We start from the raw sequence: 19,910 nt of genomic DNA on the forward strand, positions 1-19,910 counted from the left end.
GTTTAAAACAGCAAAAATAGAGATTGGGTGAAAACATGTTTCAAAATGCCGAAATTGGAATTGATTTAGGAACAGCTAACATATTGGTTTATAGTAAAAATAAGGGAATTATTTTAAATGAACCGTCCGTCGTGGCAGTCGATACAGAAACAAAGACTGTACTTGCCGTCGGATCAGAAGCAAAAGAAATGATCGGGAAAACACCTGGGAAAATTGTTGCGATCCGTCCGATGAAAGACGGTGTTATCGCTGATTATGATATGACAACAGATTTACTTAAACAGATCATGAAAAAAGCAGGAAAAAATATCGGGTTTACCTTTAGAAAACCAACTGTCGTTGTATGTACACCTTCTGGATCAACAGCTGTTGAGCGCCGCGCCATCAGCGATGCTGTGAAAAACTGTGGAGCAAAACATGTGCATTTAATTGAAGAACCTGTTGCAGCTGCAATCGGTGCTGATCTTCCGGTAGACGAGCCTGTTGCGAACGTCGTAGTCGATATTGGCGGCGGAACAACAGAAGTTGCGATTATTTCATTTGGCGGTGTTGTCTCTTGTCATTCGATCCGAATTGGCGGCGATCAGCTGGATGAAGATATCATTACGTTTGTCAGAAAGAAATATAACCTATTAATCGGCGAACGGACTGCCGAGCAGGTGAAAATGGAAATTGGGTATGGTCTTATTGAGCATGAGCCTGAATCATTAGAAGTGCGCGGGCGCGACCTTGTGACAGGTCTGCCAAAAACGATCACACTTGTCTCTCATGAAATTCAAGGCGCTATGCGAGAATCACTTCTTCATATTTTAGAAGCGATTCGTGCCACATTAGAGGACAGCCCTCCAGAGCTAAGCGGAGATATTGTAGACCGCGGCGTCATTTTAACTGGCGGAGGCGCTCTGTTAAATGGAATTCAAGAATGGCTCTCTCAAGAGATTGTTGTTCCAGTTCATATTGCAGCTAATCCACTTGAGTCTGTTGCCATTGGAACAGGTCGTTCATTAGAAGTCATCGACAAATTGCAAAAAACATTAAAATAATCTTCACGTTCTACTTCTTTTTTCGTCATTTCGATCATATCGTGAGAAATGGATAAACGTGAAGGAGGAAGAACATGTTGCTTGATTTAGGTAAACGGGTCGTTGTCACAGTCATTTTAACGGGTATTATTTTAGGAGGAATGAGCCTGTCGTTTTCACATATGCCGCCTTCTAATGCACAGCCTGTGAAACAACTGAACCGCTAAAAAAGCCGCACGAAAGCGGCTTTTTTATTTTGGCTTTAAGCGTGCTCCCCATTTTCCTTTTCGGTCATAAATCTGATATGATGAACATGACTAAAGGAGGGTTTTTTATGAGTTCATTTGAAAAACAACTAGATCAATATGCTAAGACCATCGTTGAAGTCGGTGTGAATGTACAAAAGGGGCAGGAAGTGGTTGTATCCGCATTTACTGAATCTGCACACCTTGTTCGTCTTGTCGCGAAACACGCGTATGAGCGCGGGGCGAAAAACATACATATCCGCTGGAGTGATGGTGTTCTCACCCGTTTAAAATTTGAACATGCGCCACAGGATGTCTTTGAGCAATTCCCAGAATGGGAAGCACAGATGATGGAAACCATCGCAAAACGCGGCGGTGCTTTTATTACCATCCTGTCAGAAAGCCCTGACCTTCTGCGAGGCATTGATTCGAAAAAAATCGCTGCACAGCAAAAAGCTGCTGGTTCAGCACTACATACATATCGTCAATACGTTCAATCTGACAAAGTCGCTTGGACGGTCGTAGGTGCTGCATCAAAAGAATGGGCGAAAAAGATTTTCCCTGATCATACAGATGAAGAAGCTGTCACTTTATTGTGGGATCAAATCTTTAAAGTCGCACGCGCTGATCAAGCAGATCCTGTTGAGGCTTGGAAAAAGCATGATGCGTCATTAAATGAAAAGGTCAAAATACTCAATGAACGCCACTACCACAAGCTTCATTATGAAGCACCGGGCACAGACTTAACGATTGAGCTTCCAGAGCAGCATATTTGGGTAGGTGCTGGCAGCGTAAGTGAACGCGGCGTCTCCTTCATGGCCAACATGCCTACAGAAGAAGTCTTTACCGTACCGAAAAAAGACGGTGTCAATGGGACCGTCTCAAGCACTAAGCCGCTCAGCTATGCTGGAAACATCATTGATGAATTTTCATTAAGCTTTGAAAATGGCCGGATTGTGGATGTGAAAGCAAAAGAAGGCGAAGATATTTTAAAATCTCTCGTTGAAACAGATGAAGGCTCTCATTATCTAGGTGAGGTTGCCCTCGTACCAGATGATTCACCAATTTCTAATTCCAATATTCTTTATTACAATACACTTTACGATGAAAATGCATCAAATCACCTTGCGATCGGCAGCGGATATGCGTTTAATATCGAAGGCGGAAAAGAAATGAAACGAGAAGAATTAGACGCAGCAGGTGTGAACAGCAGTATTACACACGTTGATTTCATGATTGGTTCAAAGGAAATGAATATTGACGGGATTACAAAAGACGGGAAACGCGAACCGATCTTCCGAAATGGAAATTGGGCGATTTAATCAAAAAAGACATCCATAGGATGTCTTTTCTTTGTTATGCGTAAAGCTCTTCAAGTCTTTTTTGGATGTCTTGATCTGATAAGAACTCATCATATGTTGTTTGTTTATCGACGATGCCATTTGGCGTCACTTCGATAATTCGGTTTGCGACTGTTTCAACAAACTGATGGTCATGAGATGAGAAGAGCATTGCTCCTTTAAAGCTCATGAGGCCGTTATTCAGCGCTGTAATGGATTCTAGGTCTAAGTGGTTCGTTGGCTCATCCAGCAGCAAAATATTCGCTCCAGACAGCATCATTTTTGATAACATACAACGAACCTTTTCTCCTCCTGATAAGACACTTGCTTTTTTCTTCACTTCTTCCCCAGAGAAAAGCATACGTCCTAAGAAACCACGCAGGAAGCTCTCACTTTGATCATTCGGAGAATATTGACGAAGCCAATCAACGAGATCAACATCGTTTCCTTCAAAATATTCACTATTGTCTTTCGGGAAAAAGGCTTGTGACGTTGTGACACCCCATTTAAATGATCCGCTGTCTGGCTCCATTTCACCAGCAAGGATTTTAAATAACGTGGACACAGCAAGCTCATTACGGCTTAAGAACGCAATTTTATCTTCACGGTTCATAATAAAGCTGACATTATCAAGTACTTTCACACCGTCAATTGTTTTTGATAGACCTTCTACTTGAAGGACATCATTTCCGATTTCGCGCTCTGGCGCAAAATGAACATACGGATATTTACGTGAAGACGGCTTAATGTCATCTAAAGAGATTTTATCAAGCAATTTCTTTCTTGATGTCGCTTGCTTCGATTTAGAAGCGTTCGCACTAAACCGGGCAACGAATTCTTGAAGCTGCTTAATTTGTTCTTCTTTTTTCTTATTTGCTTCTTGGCTTAGTTTCAGCGCTAACTGACTGGACTCATACCAAAAATCATAGTTACCGACGTATACTTGGATTTTTCCGAAATCAAGGTCCGCAATATGTGTACATACTTTGTTTAAGAAATGACGATCATGCGAAACGACGATGACGGTATTTTCAAAGTTAATGAGGAACTCTTCGAGCCACTGGATTGCTTGTAAGTCCAAGTGGTTCGTCGGCTCATCGAGAAGAAGAACGTCAGGCTTGCCGAATAAAGCTTGAGCTAAAAGTACTTTTACCTTTTCAGAACCGCCAAGCTCAGACATTTTCTTCGATTGAAGGCTTTCTGGAATGCCAAGACCCTTTAATAGGATCGCTGCTTCACTTTCAGCTTCCCATCCGTTTAATTCAGCAAACTCACCTTCAAGCTCGGCTGCACGAATCCCGTCTTCATCTGAGAAATCAGGTTTCATATAGATCGCATCTTTCTCCTGCATCACGTCATATAGACGTTTGTGACCCATGATGACGACTTTTAGCACTTCAAACTCTTCGTATTCAAAGTGGTTCTGTTTTAAAATCGCTAAACGCTCACCAGGGCTCATATGAACATCACCCGTTTGAGCCTCAATTTCTCCAGAAAGAATCTTTAGGAACGTTGATTTACCAGCTCCATTGGCACCAATTAATCCGTAGCAGTTGCCAGGAGTGAATTTAATATTTACTTCTTCAAATAGTTTACGATCAGCAAAGCGCAAACTAACATTATTTACTGCAATCATTTATTAATCCTCCATCACTCATTCATCATTATGAAGTATAACATGAATAACGTTTGATAGAAACGTCTCTCGCTAAGAACGAAGGCTTTTTGTCCATTATGGTATAATAAACGGGAATGATTGATTGAAGGAGTTCGGGCGATTTGAGATTACTCACACTGATGGAATACTGTTTATTGATTTTCTTTATGGGCATTTATTTATCTGCAACAGGCTTTAATGCGAAGGACTTTGGCCTTTATATTGGGCTTGTCCTCATTTACACACTGGTCCACATCTTTTCCAAACGCTTTTTACAAAAGCGGGGAAAAGAAAACAAAAAAATCGGATTGTTTCGATCCGTATTAGCCATTACCGGATCTGTATTCGCTTCGGTACTAGCCATTGTGATCATTGTTACAGTGCTCACGCCAAATTAAAAACGACCCTTCTGTAAGGGTCGCTCGTTCAAGCACCTTTCTCTTGCCTCTGAGAAGGTGCTTTTATTTTGTCTGTCGAATGTCGCCAAACGGGAAGAAAACAAATTCTGATGTCCCGACAACCCGATCCTTTTCAATGAGGCCAAGTCCATTTCTGCTGTCCATGGAATTGAGTCTATTGTCCCCCATCACAAAGTAATCGTTTTTCGGTACTTTCACTGGACCAAAATCTCCAGTTAAATGCACTTCATACTCTTTCGCATGCGCCTTGTTCTCTTTTAAATAAGGCTCATCTACTTTTTTACCATTAATGTAAAGCGTATCATCCTTCATTTCAATCGTATCACCTGGAAGGCCGATCAATCGTTTGACATAATGAATCTTCTGTCCATCTTTTCCATTAATAATCACGATGTCACCGCGTTTCACACCACCGAGATAGTTAATGGTTTTGTTGACAAACAGCTTTTCCCCGTCATGAAGTGTCGGTTCCATTGACTCTCCTTCCACTACATACGGTTCAAATATAAATGTACGGATGAGCAAGACGAGCGCAAGTGCAATTAAAATGGCTTTGATCCATTCAAACAGTGAACTTTTCTTCTCTGTTTTGGCTTGCTTCGCATCAGATTGAATGTCATTTTCGTTTTGTTTGTTTTCTTCGTTCAAAATACTGCTTCCTCCTAAGACTTTCTGCTAAAAGACTTGAAACGTGAATTGAATAACTTTACTTTATCATATGTCATTTAAAAATTCACAAGACAACCATCTAATTAGATATTTTTTCCTAATTCACAGATGATTAAACAAAAAGAAGCACCGTTTTTCACGATGCTTCTCTTCTGCATTACGCTTCTTGTTGAACCGGTTTTTTCAAAATACCCAGTAAAATCGCTGTCACAATAGCACCGATTAAGATGCTGATGATGTAAAGAACTGGATGGTTTGTTACCCAGAAAACAAATAGTCCGCCATGCGGTGCAGGAAGCGTCACTCTAAAGAATTCCGTTAATCCGCCAGCAACTGCTGCACCAATAACAGCTGAAGGAATCACACGAAGAGGATCTGCCGCCGCAAACGGGATCGCCCCTTCAGTAATGAAGGCAGCTCCCATGAAGTAGCATGTAATCCCTGCCTCACGGTCACGTTTTGAGAACTTATTTCTAAAGATCGTTGTTGCAAGTGCAATACCTAGTGGTGGAACCATTCCGCCTGCCATAATCGCAGCATGCGGTGCATAGTTGCCAGCAGCAATCATTGCAAGACCAAATGTGTAAGCCGCTTTGTTAATTGGGCCACCCATATCAATTGCCATCATACCAGCTAAAATAATACCCATTAAAACAAGGTTTCCAGTACCTAATGATTCAAGCCAATGTGTTAATCCGTCCATTACCATTTTCACTGGTGTGTTGACAATATAATGCATGATAATGCCTGTGAAGAAAATACCGAACAATGGATACAGCAGGACCGGTTTAATTCCGTCGAGTGTCTGCGGTACGAATGTGAATACTTTTTTGAGCAGCACAACAATGTAACCTGCTAGGAAACCAGCAATCAGTCCACCTAAGAACCCTGCACCTGCTGCTGACGCCATAAATCCACCGACCATACCTGGCGCAAAACCTGGACGATCTGCAATACTCATGGCAATAAATCCAGCTAATACCGCAACGATTAAGGCAAGCGCATTATCGCCGCCAATTCCTTTTAAGACAGCTGCAAATGAATTAAATGAAGGATCCTTAGGATCTGCTGAGTTAATACCCCAGAAGAATGAAATCGCAACTAATATACCGCCTCCGACAACAAATGGAAGCATGTTACTTACACCACTCATTAAGTGCTTGTAAAATCCGCTTCTTCCTTTGCCAGATGATTCATTTTCGTCTTTAGAAGAACTGCCGCCTGAACCTTTATAAATCGGCGCATCTTGATTGATGGCTTTTTCAATTAATTCCTGCGGACGGCGAATACCTGCTGTTACAGGGACTTCAATGACATGTTTGCCTTTAAAGCGTTCCATTTCAACTTGCTTGTCCGCTGCCACAATGATGGCTGGTGCTTCTTCAATTTCTTTTGCTGTAAGGGCATGTTTAATACCGCCAGAGCCGTTTGTTTCAACTTTAATGTCAACGCCCATTTCTTTTGCTTTTTCTTTCAAAGCATCTGCTGCCATAAATGTATGTGCAATGCCGGTCGGGCAAGCTGTTACCGCTAAAATTTTAGCAGGTTTTCCTTCTGCAGCCGGCTCTTCTTGAACTTCCTCTTCTTCTTCATCATCTTGATCATGTGTATTGATGATCTCAATGATTTCATCTTCAGTCGCCGCTTCAAGAAGCTGCTTTCGAATTTCTTCACGCATAAGAAGTGTAGATAAACGAGAAAGTGCCTCTAAGTGCGTGTTGTTTGCGCCTTCAGTTGCGGCAATCATAAAGACAAGATGACTCGGCTGAGCGTCCAGTGATTCATAATCTACACCAGCAGTGGAGCGGCCAAATGCAATGGCAGGCTCTTTTACACTTGCTGTTTTAGCGTGCGGGATGGCAATTCCTTCACCAATACCAGTAGAGCTCTGTTTTTCACGATTAATCACAGCTTCTTTATAGCCCTCTTTATCATTTAACTTGCCTGCTGTATCTAAAACAGTGACAAGCTCTTCAATGACTGCTTCTTTCTGCTGGCTGTCTAATTGAAGCTTAATGGTATGCTTCGTGAGTAGTTCTGTAATTTTCATGATGACTCCTCCTTTAAATGCGTGTGACTTTTACTTGTGGTAATAGTGTGTCGACAAGCTCTTTTGTGCCAAGCTCCTCAGAAAAGGCTGTAGCGCTTCCTGAAGTGACACCAAGCTTAAATGACTCTTCAATTGAAAGGCCTTTTGAAACGCCGGCTAAAAACCCTGCAACGACTGAATCCCCTGCTCCAACTGAATTAACGAGCGTTCCTTTTGGAACATTGGACTGATAGATTCCTTCTTTACTGAATAAGAGGGCGCCATCACCAGCCATGGAGACGATGACATGCTCAGCACCTTGTTCTAACAGCTTTTTCCCATAAGGAATGGCTTCTGCTGCTGATGAAATACTCGTCTCAAACATTTCACCCAGTTCATGATGATTTGGCTTCATTAAGAACGGTTTCATGTCTGCTGCTTTTTTTAACGCTTCGCCAGAAATATCAAGAACAACTCTTACACCTTGCTCTCGGCAAACTTCAGCAATACGCTCATATGTGTTATGAGGTAATGATGAAGGAATGCTGCCAGCTAAAACAACGACATCTCCTTCAGTCAATGAAGAAAATTGAGATAGAAACGACTCAAATTGCGCTTCAGTAATAGATGGGCCGAGTCCGTTGATTTCTGTCTCTTCACCTGTTTTTAGTTTCACATTGATCCTTGTATCTTCTGACACCTCGTGAAAGGCTGTTTGTAATTGTTCGTTCTGTAAAAAATTTTGAATATATTTGCCTGTAAATCCACCAATGAATCCAAGTGCTTTCGATTCAACACCGTGACGTTTTAATAGCCTTGAGACATTGATTCCTTTACCACCTGGATATTTTTGATCATAGGTTGAACGATTTAAACCGCCGACTGCAAAATCCTCCACGTGTACGATGTAATCAACTGATGGGTTTAAAGTAACTGTATAAATCATGTTTTCACTACCTTTATAACCGTTTTTTCATGGTAATTATCGAATGAATCTTCTTTTGCGTCGTTTGTGATAATGGTGGCTTCCTGTAAACTAGCAAAGGTTGAAAACGATATTTCGCCAAACTTCGAGGCATCTGATAAGATATAGGTTTTTTTCGCCTGTTTCATGGCTCTTTTTTTCATGAGTGCTTCCTCTGGATCAGGTGTTGTAAAACCCGCCTCGGGATGAATGCCATTTGTCCCAACAAAGCTTTTGTCAAAACGATAATTCTCCATCGCTGTCAAAGCTGCGGCTCCAACCATGGCTCCTGTTCGATGTTTCACTGATCCGCCTATCAAGTAAAAGGTAATACCTTTTCTCATGAGGGCTTCAATGTGCATCACACCGTTTGTCACCACGACAATATCTTGATCTGGATCGATATATTCAATCATTTGCTGTGTGGTTGTACCAGCATCTAAATAAATACAGTCGCCCTGTTTTAAAAGAGATGCCGCTGCCTCTGCTACCAATGACTTTTCTTGAAGGTTTTTGGCAGATTTCTCAAATACATCTGGTTCAAGGCGAATACTCGAAATCTTGGCTGCTCCTCCATGAACCCTTTTAAGAAATCCTTTTTCTTCAAGGGCTGATAAATCTCTTCTAATTGTAGATTCAGACGCATCCGTCATCATCGTTAAGTCCTGTATTTTAATGACATCATTTTCTTCCAAGCTGTCGATAATGAGTTGATGTCTTTCCGGTGTTAACATGCAAACACCCCTTTTGAAAACGTATTCATTTTGCGCGCACCTTTATTGTAATCGCTTTTTTCAACATTATCAATACAAAACAATCAAATACATTCAATAACTATCAAAATCTTTCACCATGGTCATCTTACCTTTATATGTACCATTTGTAAACTGAAAAATATGTGACAATAAGATGAAAGTCATGATATTAGCATTTCTATCATTTTTTATTTCATTCAATGGAACTAAAAAAAGCTTTTATGCGATTTGCATAAAAGCTTTTGATGGGTAATGAAGGCGAATGTAAACTGTTTGTATGCTTCTTTCCTCTTCGATTTATTCATACCTGAGCGATTCAATAGGGTCTAGTCTCGCTGCTTTATTCGCAGGAATTAACCCAAAAACAATACCAATGAGCATACTAAACAGTACGCCTCCACATACTACTTGCCAAGATACAAGAGACGGCCAGCCGGCAAATAGTGATACTAACGAAGCTCCGCCTAAACCAAGTGCAATCCCCATCAACCCGCCGATGAGTGTTAAAACGACAGACTCAATTAAAAACTGGACGAGGATTTGAGCCCTTGTTGCGCCCATCGCCTTTCGAATACCGATTTCTCTTGTCCTCTCTGTCACAGAAACGAGCATAATATTCATCACACCGATTCCGCCAACAAGTAAAGAGATCCCGGCTATTGAGCCAATGATCGTTGTCATAACGGATGTTATTTGACCAATCCCTTCTGCGATTTCTTCCATATTGATCATTTCGTAAGCATCTTCTGTATGATGATTTTCATTTAATATGGCAGCCGCGCTCTTTCCTACTTCCTTCATTTGATCAGCATGTGCGACTTGAATAGACAACTTATCATATTCACTCATACCAAGTGTGGAGGTGAGCATCGCAAATGGGACATAGATTTCATTCATATCAAATGAAAACATCCCTTTCTGTTTTGCTAACACACCGATGACTTCAACTGGCTGTCCGTTCATCCAAATCAGTTCGCCTAATGCCTTTTGTCCGTTGAATAGTTCTTTTTGTAAGCCATCTGAGATAAGAGCAGCTCTTCTGCCGCTTCTAAAATCAATATCTCTTAAATCCTGTCCTTCTGCGATTTGTAATGAATGTACATTTGTATACCCTTCATTTATACCGTTAACTGTCGCATCAACTGTCGTATCTTGAAACCTCAGCTGCATTCCTTGTGCAGTCGAGGAGGCGACCTGCTCCACCCCGTTGATTGTCCTAATGCTTTTTATGTCTTCCTCAGTAAATGATGCTTCGAATAAGGCATTTGGATTTGCATTTAATTCTTCGTCAGAAGGCGTATATGTCATATCAATGGTATTGTTTGGACCTGAAATCGATCCTTTTAACATTTGCTCACCGCCTTGACCGATCGCCACGACTGCAATGACTGATCCAACACCAATAATAATCCCAAGCATCGTTAAAATAGAACGTAATTTATGAGCTAAAACCGAATTCAGCGCTATTTTGATATTTTCAAAGAGTTTCATTCATAGCGTCCCCTTGTATCCATCTATCTTCAACAAGCCGTCCATCTCTCACAACGACAGTCCGATTTGTATACGCAGCTATTTCTTCTTCATGGGTGACAAGCACAATCGTTGTCCCTTCCTCATTCAGCTGTGTAAACTGTTCCATAATTGAGATGCTTGTTTTTGAGTCGAGAGCACCAGTCGGTTCATCTGCTAAAATCAGCTGAGGCTTATTGACAATCGCACGTGCAATTGCCACCCTTTGCTTTTGTCCTCCTGACAACTCACTTGGCATATGTTTCATTCGATCTGCCAAACCAACCTTTTCCAGTGCCAATTCCGCACGTTCTTTTCTTTCCTTTTGACTGATCCCAGCGTAAATCATCGGCAGTTCCACATTGCGCCTCGCATTTAACCTTGGCAGCAGATGAAATTGCTGAAAAACAAATCCAATGGATTGATTTCGAATGACCGCAAGCTCCTGGTCCTTTGCTGCTGACAGCTCTGTACCTTGAAAATGATATTGTCCTGTCGTTGGGCGGTCTAAACAGCCAATAATATTCATTAATGTTGATTTTCCAGAGCCGGACGGGCCCATAATGGACATATACTCGCCTTTTACAATGACAAGATTCATATCACTTAATACATCAAATGTTTCGTGTGCGACCTCATAGCTTTTTGTCACGTTGGAAAGCTGAATCATTCAGCATTCACTTCCATTCCGTCATACATGTCATCTGTTGGATGAGCAATGATTTGATCCTCTGCCTTGACACCTTTTGTCACTTCAAGATCATGACCTGACGTTTCCCCTATGACCACTTTTACTTTTTTCAATTCATTTTTTTCAACAACATAAACGTATTGTCCATCAGTCTCTTTTTTTACCGCTGTTTCAGGAATTGTTTGCGCTTGGCGCTTATCTGTTTGAATTTCCATGATCATTTTAAAACCAGGCTTCGCCTCAGGTTTCTTTCCCTTTATTTCTACCTCAACAGGATATTGAACCGTTTGGTCGCTCGAAGTTGTTTCGACTGCTGTCTGGACAGGAACAGTGCCTACTTTTTTCACGACTCCTTGCCAGCTCTTCCCGCGAATGACATCAGACGTTACCTTCACTTTTTGTTTCTTTTTGATTTTTATGGCATCATACTCTGAGATCAAACCCCGCACGATCATTTTTTTATCATGACCAATATGAATGATCGGCTGCCTTTCTTCCGCCCCCCCTGCCCCTGCCTCTTGCTCAATGGAAATCACTGTTCCATCAATTTTACTATGTACGGTTAAATCTTCTATTTGAGCCTTTACTTTTTCTTGGCTGATCTCTGCTTGCTTTTGTTCTAATTCAGCCGCTTTCAGTTCTAATTGAAGCTGATCTCGCTCGCTTTTGATATTAGCGCCTGCTTTTTTCTCCTCTAATTCACTCAGCCGATTTTGCAATTGTTCCAGGTTTAATGTACTTGATTCAACGGCTAGTGCTTGCTGCTGCTCTTCAAGCTCCAGTTCCTTATTTTCATATGTAAGAAGCGGCGTTCCAGCCTTTACCTTTTCCCCTTCTTTCACAGCAATTTCCTTCAATTTCCCCTTTTCCTCTTCTTCATAGATGAACTGCTCTTCAAAGAATGAAAGTGTCCCCGGTGTCATCACGGTAGAGGTGATTTCTTTTGGCGTGAGTTTGACTGTTTTAATCGCTGCTGTAGAAGCAGGCTTTGCTTGGTTTTTCGCAATATTAAATCCAATAAATAGTCCAATCACAATAATTAAAATAGATCCAATGATGATTTTCTTTCTCATAAAAACCTTCTACCCCCAGCTTACTGATATGTTAATTGCTGTTCCTACATATTGAAAAATTAACGATAAGATATAAAAAACGCCTATAATCACCCAAGAAATTCTCGGTGATATACGCCCAACTTGGATGAATAAAAAGCCAGTTAAAACAAGATTCCAGATCACAAATAGATCGATATTGGCTAACACCGCCTGCCATGGACCAGAAATTCGAATGAGCGCGTTTAACGAGGTAACCGTGATGTCTTTTGGAACATGAAAAAGGATGACTGCCAAATGAGAAATAATTGTCCCAATGATCGTAACGGGTGTAATGAACAGGACCGCTGAAAAAAGCTGCCGAAATGATGCATCACCTTTCGCTAAAAATACGATGAGCTTATATATAGCCGCATTGATGACAATCCCAAATACGAGACCAATGAGTGTCACCACATAAACAACAGGTATCGGCAAACTTAAATCTGCCCACATTCCCTTATTTACGAGCTCAGACAAATAAGTCACAACGACTGTTAAAATAAGCACACAAGATAAAGGCCACCAAACAACTGGATTTTCCCATACTCTTTTCAGGTGCTCTGATGGTCTTGTACTCACTCCAATGATCGTAGGTTTGTCCATGTTTTCTTTCATCAAATGTCATCCTCTCTATGTCAAGCAAGTATGCAAACGCACAATAACGCTCTTTTTCTTTCTATTTTATCAAAAGATTGCCAATAAGTGATCGAACATTTGATTTTCTTATTTTCGTTGAGAAAAAATTTTATCTATTATTCTATTTTCACGAAAGAAACCCTTCAAATGACCTCATGATCCGACCATATTCATACCAAGAATCGTGCTTTTACTGACCTAAAAACATTTTATTAAGTAAACAATATGTCTTTCGGAATAAATATCCTTTTCTTTTGAATTCGCATGGTCTTAGATAGACACAACAATTTTTTGTTAAAATAATCCTATTAATTTCGACAAATCCCGGCTTTATAGGACTATGATTGGTTTCTTTTACAGAACAAATAAGTCTTTAGTATCAATACTTTCATATTAAAAAATTAAAAATAAAGGGATTTTACTTGATCAAAAGTTATTTTTTCATATAATGTAAAATAGAGGTAGGTTAAATGATAGTGGAAATGGAGTCAAGTGAATGTTAAGAGAAAAATTGAAAATGCAATTGATTTTACTGTATGAAAAGGAACAAGAAGCATGGCAATACTTTCGAAAGGAAAGAGAATCGATTTATCATGAGCTCAAATTACTTGATATGAAAGAAAGCAGACCTTCTAATGACAAAATATACTACGCTGCAAGATGTGTAGATATTATCAAAGAGAAAAAGGGAAGCATTGTGAGCACAAAAGAATTAAAGGAACAGCTTCAAGCCCAAACAGATTTCAATGTGAGACGAATCAGCGAATTGTATGATCTCATTCAGCAGCTCGATCCTCACATTTCTAAAGCAAGAAGGGGATGTTTTATTTACGAAGATCACACCCAAGTACCTCTACAAACTTTTCACACATAAAAAATTGGTTACAGCCGGGTGGCCATAACCAAATCCTCTAATATCTATTATCCACCACTTACAGGAGGAATGAGTGCAACAGTGTCCCCGCTACGCACTTCAGCATTTTCCCTCGTATATATTTCGTTGACTGCAACCATTACGTTTTGTGCAGCATCAACACCATATACCTCCTGTAATTCTATTTTAATCTCATCAACCGTTGTTTGATCTTTTTGAATGATGATTTGTTGTTTACCGGCCTTCTCAGCAAGGCCGGCGAACAATAATACATTAATCATGCTGATCACCTTCTTTCTCTGCAAGTTGAAGATTGCTAGGTTTACCTTCTGGATATGAAACCGTTTCAAGCTGATCACCTATCCAGGCCTCTCCGTCTTCCCAATATTCTTTTTTCCAAATGGGAACAATTTCCTTGATTCGTTCAATGGCATATTCATTGGCTTCGTAGGCAGCCTTCCTATGAGGAGACGAAACGGCGATCGCAACAGCAATATCCGTTATCTCAAGTGTTCCAATCCGGTGCACAATCGCTGCTTCAGTGTCAGGCCATCGATTTTTGATTTCTTGTCCAATCTGCCTTAGCATGCTTTCCGCCATTGGTATGTATGCTTCGTAGGTTAAACGCAATGTTTTCTTGCCGTTTGTCCATTCTCTGACCGTCCCAATAAACGTCGTAATCGCCCCTGCCTTTCGTCTTGTCACATGCTGAATCAATTCGTTTACCTCAATCGGCGTTTTTGTTATTTTAAAAAGTTCGCTCAAAACGTGCCGCCTCCCTTCAATAAGTGAAAAGCAAATGTCATCCCGCGCTTATCAAAAGCTGAAAACACAGGAAACGGGTAATTTTCGGTTAATTGATCTTCTTGAGAAAAATAAATAGCTGCTTGTATATTGGAAAGAGCGGAAAGGTCAATAAGCTCCTCTTCATTCTTTACACAAACGATTTTGCGATAAGGCGCCTGTTTGTACCCCTCTATGAGAACAGCGTCTAACGGAAGATGCTGACACATGTTGAGCAGCTGTTCTAACGTGAAGTCCTGCATCGAAAAGTGAAATTCACCTTCTCCTTCCACACCTGCGGCATAGGCACCTGCCTGAATATATCGATCAGTATCTTTTTCTTTGACAAGACGATCTGGTGTCCCCCCATGTCCATGGTGTTTAAAGCAGCCTAGCTTCAGTCCTTCACGTTCGGCCAGCTGACAGAGCTTTTCGATTAATGTGGTCTTGCCACTATTTTGAAAACCGACCACCTGTAATATGCTTAATTTGTCATCCAGCATGGAGACCCACCGCCTTTGTGCTGAAACAGCAGAACATCAACTTGATCACCTGCTTGAAAACCTCTTGTTCCCCCAGGCAGCATGATGAAACAGTCAGCCTCTGCAATAGAGGTCACTGCACTTGATTTATCAAGACCTGTCGGAGTCACACTGATCTGACTCCCAGTGAATTGAAGAGCCGCCCTGACAAAACGAGTAAACGGATTGGCTTTTGGAAAATCATGTGTGAGTTTCGCCTCAGCAAAAGCAGGAAACGGATTGTCTTTCATATACCATTTATAAATGATCGGTTTCACAAATAATTCAAAGCCCACAAAACAGGCAGCAGGGTTTCCAGACAGACCAAACAGCAATTGACCATTCGGCATTGCAGCCACAGTCGTCACACTTCCAGGTCTCATGGCTACTTTATTAAACAGTACCTTGGCTCCCAGCTTTTCATAAATGGCAGGCAGAAAGTCAAAATCACCCACAGACACGCCGCCTGTTGTGATCAGAATGTCTACCTTGCTCATGGCTGCTTTTACTGCATGATAACTTTTGTCAAAATCATCGGAGACTCCGCCTAAATCTAGCGGATCAGCTCCGGCCTCAAGTACCTGCGCATAGACCATACTCAGATTACTATTTCTAATCTTGCCGTCTACCATGGCATCACTTACTTGAAGAAGCTCTGTGCCCGTTGAAATAATGCCAATCACCGGTTTTTTGACAACTGGCACTACCGCATATCCAAATGTCGCCAAAAGAGCCGTGACGCCAGAAGTGACAGCTGTTCCTTTTTTGACCATCACGTTTCCTTTGAGAACCTCTTCTCCTTGACGAGAAATATTGTCTCCCTTTTTCAGCGGTCTTTTCAGTGACATGAATGATTTGCCGTCTTTTTCGAAAGTCTTCGTCAGCTCGATCATGATGACGACATTTGCTCCATTTGGAATTTTTGCCCCTGTCATAATACGGATGGCCTGAAAGGGACCGATGGTTTTTGCTGAGACCATTCCTGCACCAATATGATCAATGACCTCGAATTCAACTGGATGCGCACTTGACGCTTCTTTTGTATCTTCTGCCCGAAGCGCAAATCCATCATACGGAGAACGATCAAATGCCGGAACATCATGGTCTGCCAAAATATCTTCTGCAATAAACCTTCCAAGGCTATCCTTTAAAGGGACCCATTCTATTTCTCCATGTTTTTCGTATTGGTGAACTTTCTTTATGGCCTCTTCTACTGGTATTGGCTGCCGTCTTTCCATCACACTTCACTCCTATATCCCTAGCAGTCTTGCTAGCAATGAATTGGCTTCTTTTTCATCATTTGTTCCATGGATTAATGCACGTCCTCCTTTGAAACAGACCATCCGGTAATTTTCGTAGCGTACATGGATTAAGAAGTCGTTTACTTCCACCTCACAAATAGATGAGAGCCGCTCTTTCATATGCTGAAATGAGAGTTCTGCTAAATCCTTTGAAACAATTTGAACAGTGTCACGTCCGCAAAGAACCGTCGATTTTTTACGCTGATCATGTAAATAAGGATAGGTTCTTGCGATGCCGCAAGTTGGACAGTTCTTCTCTTTAGTTAGAGATAAATCCATTTTAAATGATGTGGACTGCCAAAGATCAAACGTGACAAATTTCCGCTCGATTTGATCTTCATGCCCTGTTAAATATTTTAGTGCCTCTGTTTGCTGATAAGCAGAAACCATTTGAACAGCAGGTGAAATAATCCCCGCTGTATCACACGTCAAGCCGCCAACAGGCATTGCCGTGAACACACATGATAAACATGGCGTTTTATCCGGCAATATGGTCATATACATCCCCTGACTGCTCACACAAGCGCCATATATCCACGGCGTCTTCGTTTCTAGTGATAAGTCATTCATCACCATTCTTGTCTCAAAATTATCTGTTGCATCAATGACGATATCTGCTCTCTGGAATAACGGCCTTAACAGCTCCGCCCCTGCATCTTCAATCAGAGCGTGTATGGTCACTTCATGATTGATCTGCTCGAGACGTTTTTGTGCCGCAGCTGCTTTTGGTACATGTGCCTTTGCATCATGTTCCGTGTAGAGCTGCTGCCGCTGTAAATTTGAAAATTCCACATAATCACGATCGACAATCGTAAGCGTACCGATGCCAGACCGGACAAGCCCTTCCGCAGAAGCGGTACCAAGTGCACCGGCTCCAACGATCAGAACATGACTTTCAGCCAGCGCATTCTGTCCTTTTTCCCCAACCGGAGGGAACAAGATTTGTCTTGAATATCGGTCATTCAATGCTGTTCTCTCCTCACCGTTTTTTATGTATCATATCATACCGTTTTCAGGTAAATCGCTTCTTTTATTGATATTACGAAATTCGTTAGATGTTACGTTCAGTTCTTCCTCTGAAACGATGTGCACCTGAAGCTTTTGAAGCAAATCTTTAATGGCTAATTGATTCTCTTTTAAACACGCGCGAATAAACGGCAGAGAGCGGCGGTGATAAAGTGCAAATAAAGGCTGTAATCTGCCCTGAACAAGCGGGATAATGGCATCTGCGTGCTCACTGCAATAGGACGATAATACTTCCGCCGTTTTCTTCCGTATGAAAGGCATGTCACACGCCGTCACTAAATACCATTCTGCTTCTTGCTTTTGCATCGCTGTATATATGCCGGCAAGCGGTCCGCATCCGCGCACCTCTTCATCATCTAAACACACACTTTGTTCCCCTCTTGCTTTGAAAAAAGGAAGAAGCGATGGTTGGCTGATGATGACAGTCTGCCCGTCTAAAAGCTGCTCTTTCACATGCTCATATAATGGTTTCCCTTGATACATATGACTTGCCTTTGGCTCTCCAAAACGTCTGGAAGCTCCTCCAGCTAAAATCACATTCACTACGTGCATCCTCTCATCCTCCTTTGATATGGTTGTTCTAATCGCACTCCTTTCGCATACTTTATTGGTAACATGAATAAGGAGGGTCTATCGATGAACAGGCGCCATGCTTCTCCCCTATTCCATGATCTATCTCAAGAGAATTTATACTTAAAAGCTGAAACTGCCAAATATCAACAAATGATCTCTGATTTACAGTCCTCATATACGTATTCTAAAAATAAGAAGCTAACTCAAGAATATCATGAGATGAAAAAGGATTACACGCAATTAAAACAACAACTGGATGAAATAACCAATGATCAACATGATGCTGCCTCAAAAATACAGGATCTCTCTTACAGCAAAACAGAATTGTTACATAAAATGGTCCTTCTCCATGAGATGCTGCAAAAGGAAACCTATCATAGAAGAAAAGAAACCGAAGAAAAACACAGGCTGCATTTGAAAGTTGTCAAATATAAGGAAATCTCGCAACAATTAAATGAACGGATAGAAGATCAAGATAAACGACTTGAAAAAGAGGAGAAAAAAGGAAATACTTTATCCGCAGTGATTGAAAAGCTGCAGCAAAATTTGGGCGATAAAAACGCAGAGCTCCATGTATTACAGGAAGGCGTCAGACACCTTCAAGAGCGTTTTTATGAAACGCAGGAGAAATTACTGCAAATTGAAAAAGCAAAAGAAGCGATTTTTTATGAAACGCTCACGAGCTATCAAAAACAGTTAGCAGAAAGCGAGGAATGGATCGCATCTCATTTTGCTGATATTGACCAGTCAGCACAAACAAATTCACAGCCATTCTCACGAGACCGCATCCTGCAAACGACAGAAGAAATCGAACCGATTTTGAAGAAACTCAACGAACAAGTTCAAACACTTCAGGAACAAGTCGATGCTGTGCAGCGTAATGGAGAAGTCATGACAGTCAAAATCGACGGCTTTAAAAAACAGCGTGATCACCTGCCTAAGGAACGCAAAATTGTCTATACAGTTGATCAAAAGAAGTAATTCTCGAAATAAAAAACTGCTGGCTTGACGCCCAGCAGTTTTTTTTATTTATTCGTCTTCTGTTTGAATGTCGCCTTCTAAAATATACTGTCCGCGATAAGGCTTCTTCACTTCAGGATACATTTTAATTAAGCTTTGCATAAACGTTGTCATATTTGGGATTTCAAGACCGCTCTCTTTTTCGATCTCTTTTTGAAGCTCTGAGCTTTTAATCGCTGCATTATGACGTTTTAACGTTTTAATCGCAGCTTCACGAAGCTTCGCTGCCTTTGAGCCAGGACGAGCTGTGCCTCTTCTGCGTCTTGTCGATCCTTCAGGAATACCTACAGGTGCACCGTTTAGCTGTCCTGTTCCTAAAGATGATGATTGTGGTTGTGCCGGCTGCTGGTAGCTTCTCATTTCTTGCGCAGCAAGCTCAGCTAATACAGGCAGTGAATCTGTCTTTCTTTCTGTACGTACTTCTTTTTTTGTATCTGACACTAGACCTGTTCCTTGACGGTCTAATTCTCTTAATTTTGCATAAATCGCATCGCGCTCAATTTGATATTCACGGATGACCTTTACTTCTGCCTCGTTTAATTGTTCCAATCGTAAACGTAACGCTTCCCTCTCATTAAACAATGGATTTCCCCCTCATCATATAAAAAATATTCTATAGTAAATATTAGATTAGAAAACTAATTTTATCAACTATTTTTTTATCATTTTACAGTTTGCTAACAGATAGGTATTTTCAACTAAAATTTTGCCAAGGAGGAAGAATCGGCACTTATTTCATTGCCACTATAGGCTTTTGACAAACCTTAAAATATTGTAAAAAA

The 19,910-nt window shown here is 41.1% G+C and carries 22 protein-coding genes; 6 read left to right on the forward strand and 16 right to left on the reverse strand.

Features of this window, described 5'->3' with window-relative positions; genetic code table 11:
- The first annotated feature begins 35 nt into the window (after positions 1–35).
- The 3 genes from mreBH (at position 36) to AC20OE_RS09765 (ending at position 2,589) form a co-directional block, all read left to right on the forward strand.
- Positions 36–1,043, forward strand: a complete 1,008-nt coding sequence (gene mreBH, locus AC20OE_RS09755; protein ID WP_024424745.1) for a rod-share determining protein MreBH — start codon at positions 36–38, stop codon at positions 1,041–1,043.
- A gap of 74 nt (positions 1,044–1,117) precedes the next feature.
- The gene (locus AC20OE_RS09760) at positions 1,118–1,249 is read left to right on the forward strand and encodes a protein YkpC (protein WP_003210922.1); all 132 of its coding nucleotides are present in this window, start codon (positions 1,118–1,120) and stop codon (positions 1,247–1,249) included.
- 107 nt (positions 1,250–1,356) lie between these two features.
- Positions 1,357–2,589 carry an aminopeptidase gene (locus AC20OE_RS09765; RefSeq protein WP_440601750.1) on the forward strand — a complete coding sequence of 411 codons (1,233 nt, stop codon included), beginning with the start codon at positions 1,357–1,359 and terminating at the stop codon, positions 2,587–2,589.
- A gap of 34 nt (positions 2,590–2,623) precedes the next feature.
- Here the strand turns inward: AC20OE_RS09765 and AC20OE_RS09770 are convergent, their stop codons facing one another.
- Positions 2,624–4,243 (reverse strand): ABC-F family ATP-binding cassette domain-containing protein, encoded by a 1,620-nt coding sequence (locus AC20OE_RS09770; RefSeq protein WP_041084974.1) that lies wholly within the window; start codon positions 4,241–4,243, stop codon positions 2,624–2,626.
- Between the two features lie 143 nt (positions 4,244–4,386).
- On the opposite strand from AC20OE_RS09770, the gene AC20OE_RS09775 reads away from it, so the two are divergent.
- Positions 4,387–4,662 carry a hypothetical protein gene (locus tag AC20OE_RS09775; protein WP_039178200.1) on the forward strand — a complete coding sequence of 92 codons (276 nt, stop codon included), beginning with the start codon at positions 4,387–4,389 and terminating at the stop codon, positions 4,660–4,662.
- A 63-nt stretch (positions 4,663–4,725) separates the two neighbouring features.
- Here the strand turns inward: AC20OE_RS09775 and lepB are convergent, their stop codons facing one another.
- The 8 genes from lepB to yknW all read right to left on the reverse strand — a co-directional run bounded on the left by lepB (position 4,726) and on the right by yknW (position 13,009).
- The gene (gene lepB, locus AC20OE_RS09780; protein ID WP_029706712.1) at positions 4,726–5,298 is read right to left on the reverse strand and encodes a signal peptidase I; all 573 of its coding nucleotides are present in this window, start codon (positions 5,296–5,298) and stop codon (positions 4,726–4,728) included.
- A gap of 211 nt (positions 5,299–5,509) precedes the next feature.
- Positions 5,510–7,402 (reverse strand): PTS fructose transporter subunit IIABC, encoded by a 1,893-nt coding sequence (locus AC20OE_RS09785; RefSeq protein WP_268502112.1) that lies wholly within the window; start codon positions 7,400–7,402, stop codon positions 5,510–5,512.
- 13 nt (positions 7,403–7,415) lie between these two features.
- Positions 7,416–8,327, reverse strand: a complete 912-nt coding sequence (gene pfkB / locus AC20OE_RS09790; RefSeq protein WP_039178195.1) for a 1-phosphofructokinase — start codon at positions 8,325–8,327, stop codon at positions 7,416–7,418.
- On the reverse strand, positions 8,324–9,079 hold the full coding sequence (locus AC20OE_RS09795; protein ID WP_039178192.1) for a DeoR/GlpR family DNA-binding transcription regulator: 756 nt from the start codon (positions 9,077–9,079) through the stop codon (positions 8,324–8,326). Before AC20OE_RS09795 ends, pfkB begins: the two co-directional genes overlap by 4 nt.
- Positions 9,080–9,397: 318 nt before the next feature.
- Positions 9,398–10,591 (reverse strand): ABC transporter permease, encoded by a 1,194-nt coding sequence (locus AC20OE_RS09800; RefSeq protein ID WP_058837768.1) that lies wholly within the window; start codon positions 10,589–10,591, stop codon positions 9,398–9,400.
- Positions 10,578–11,279: an ABC transporter ATP-binding protein gene (locus tag AC20OE_RS09805; RefSeq protein WP_487268820.1), complete on the reverse strand. Its 702-nt coding sequence runs from the start codon at positions 11,277–11,279 to the stop codon at positions 10,578–10,580. Before AC20OE_RS09805 ends, AC20OE_RS09800 begins: the two co-directional genes overlap by 14 nt.
- A complete protein-coding gene (locus AC20OE_RS09810; protein WP_058837770.1) occupies positions 11,276–12,373 on the reverse strand; it encodes an efflux RND transporter periplasmic adaptor subunit in 1,098 nt (365 codons plus the stop codon). The genes AC20OE_RS09805 and AC20OE_RS09810 overlap by 4 nt, the downstream gene beginning before the upstream one ends.
- Positions 12,374–12,382: 9 nt before the next feature.
- Positions 12,383–13,009 carry a YknW family membrane protein gene (gene yknW, locus AC20OE_RS09815; protein ID WP_058837771.1) on the reverse strand — a complete coding sequence of 209 codons (627 nt, stop codon included), beginning with the start codon at positions 13,007–13,009 and terminating at the stop codon, positions 12,383–12,385.
- A 517-nt stretch (positions 13,010–13,526) separates the two neighbouring features.
- On the opposite strand from yknW, the gene AC20OE_RS09820 reads away from it, so the two are divergent.
- Entirely contained in the window at positions 13,527–13,904 is a 378-nt protein-coding gene (locus tag AC20OE_RS09820) for a Rok-like winged helix domain-containing protein (protein ID WP_034281609.1), read from the forward strand.
- Between the two features lie 47 nt (positions 13,905–13,951).
- Here AC20OE_RS09820 and moaD read toward each other — a convergent pair whose 3' ends face one another.
- Genes moaD through AC20OE_RS09850 form a run of 6 tightly spaced genes read right to left on the reverse strand, consistent with a single transcriptional unit; the run spans position 13,952 to position 18,087 of the window.
- The gene (gene moaD, locus AC20OE_RS09825) at positions 13,952–14,185 is read right to left on the reverse strand and encodes a molybdopterin converting factor subunit 1 (RefSeq protein WP_039178180.1); all 234 of its coding nucleotides are present in this window, start codon (positions 14,183–14,185) and stop codon (positions 13,952–13,954) included.
- Complete coding sequence (locus tag AC20OE_RS09830) at positions 14,178–14,669, reverse strand: molybdenum cofactor biosynthesis protein MoaE (RefSeq protein WP_058837772.1); 492 nt, start codon at positions 14,667–14,669, stop codon at positions 14,178–14,180. The genes moaD and AC20OE_RS09830 overlap by 8 nt, the downstream gene beginning before the upstream one ends.
- The gene (gene mobB, locus AC20OE_RS09835; RefSeq protein ID WP_144495014.1) at positions 14,666–15,190 is read right to left on the reverse strand and encodes a molybdopterin-guanine dinucleotide biosynthesis protein B; all 525 of its coding nucleotides are present in this window, start codon (positions 15,188–15,190) and stop codon (positions 14,666–14,668) included. Before mobB ends, AC20OE_RS09830 begins: the two co-directional genes overlap by 4 nt.
- A complete protein-coding gene (locus AC20OE_RS09840; protein WP_186366074.1) occupies positions 15,172–16,449 on the reverse strand; it encodes a molybdopterin molybdotransferase MoeA in 1,278 nt (425 codons plus the stop codon). Before AC20OE_RS09840 ends, mobB begins: the two co-directional genes overlap by 19 nt.
- A 9-nt stretch (positions 16,450–16,458) precedes the next feature.
- Positions 16,459–17,475 carry a thiazole biosynthesis adenylyltransferase ThiF gene (locus tag AC20OE_RS09845; RefSeq protein ID WP_144495018.1) on the reverse strand — a complete coding sequence of 339 codons (1,017 nt, stop codon included), beginning with the start codon at positions 17,473–17,475 and terminating at the stop codon, positions 16,459–16,461.
- Between the two features lie 30 nt (positions 17,476–17,505).
- The gene (locus AC20OE_RS09850; protein WP_144495020.1) at positions 17,506–18,087 is read right to left on the reverse strand and encodes a molybdenum cofactor guanylyltransferase; all 582 of its coding nucleotides are present in this window, start codon (positions 18,085–18,087) and stop codon (positions 17,506–17,508) included.
- Between the two features lie 84 nt (positions 18,088–18,171).
- Here AC20OE_RS09850 and AC20OE_RS09855 point away from each other — a divergent pair, with 84 nt between their 5' ends.
- Complete coding sequence (locus AC20OE_RS09855) at positions 18,172–19,089, forward strand: coiled-coil domain-containing protein (RefSeq protein WP_144495022.1); 918 nt, start codon at positions 18,172–18,174, stop codon at positions 19,087–19,089.
- 48 nt (positions 19,090–19,137) lie between these two features.
- On the opposite strand, the gene rok is transcribed toward AC20OE_RS09855, so the two are convergent.
- Positions 19,138–19,710: a transcriptional regulator Rok gene (rok, locus tag AC20OE_RS09860; RefSeq protein WP_024426871.1), complete on the reverse strand. Its 573-nt coding sequence runs from the start codon at positions 19,708–19,710 to the stop codon at positions 19,138–19,140.
- Between the last annotated feature and the right edge of the window lie 200 nt (positions 19,711–19,910).

The sequence above is a fragment of the Bacillus sp. SRI_025 genome, from assembly GCF_057592095.1.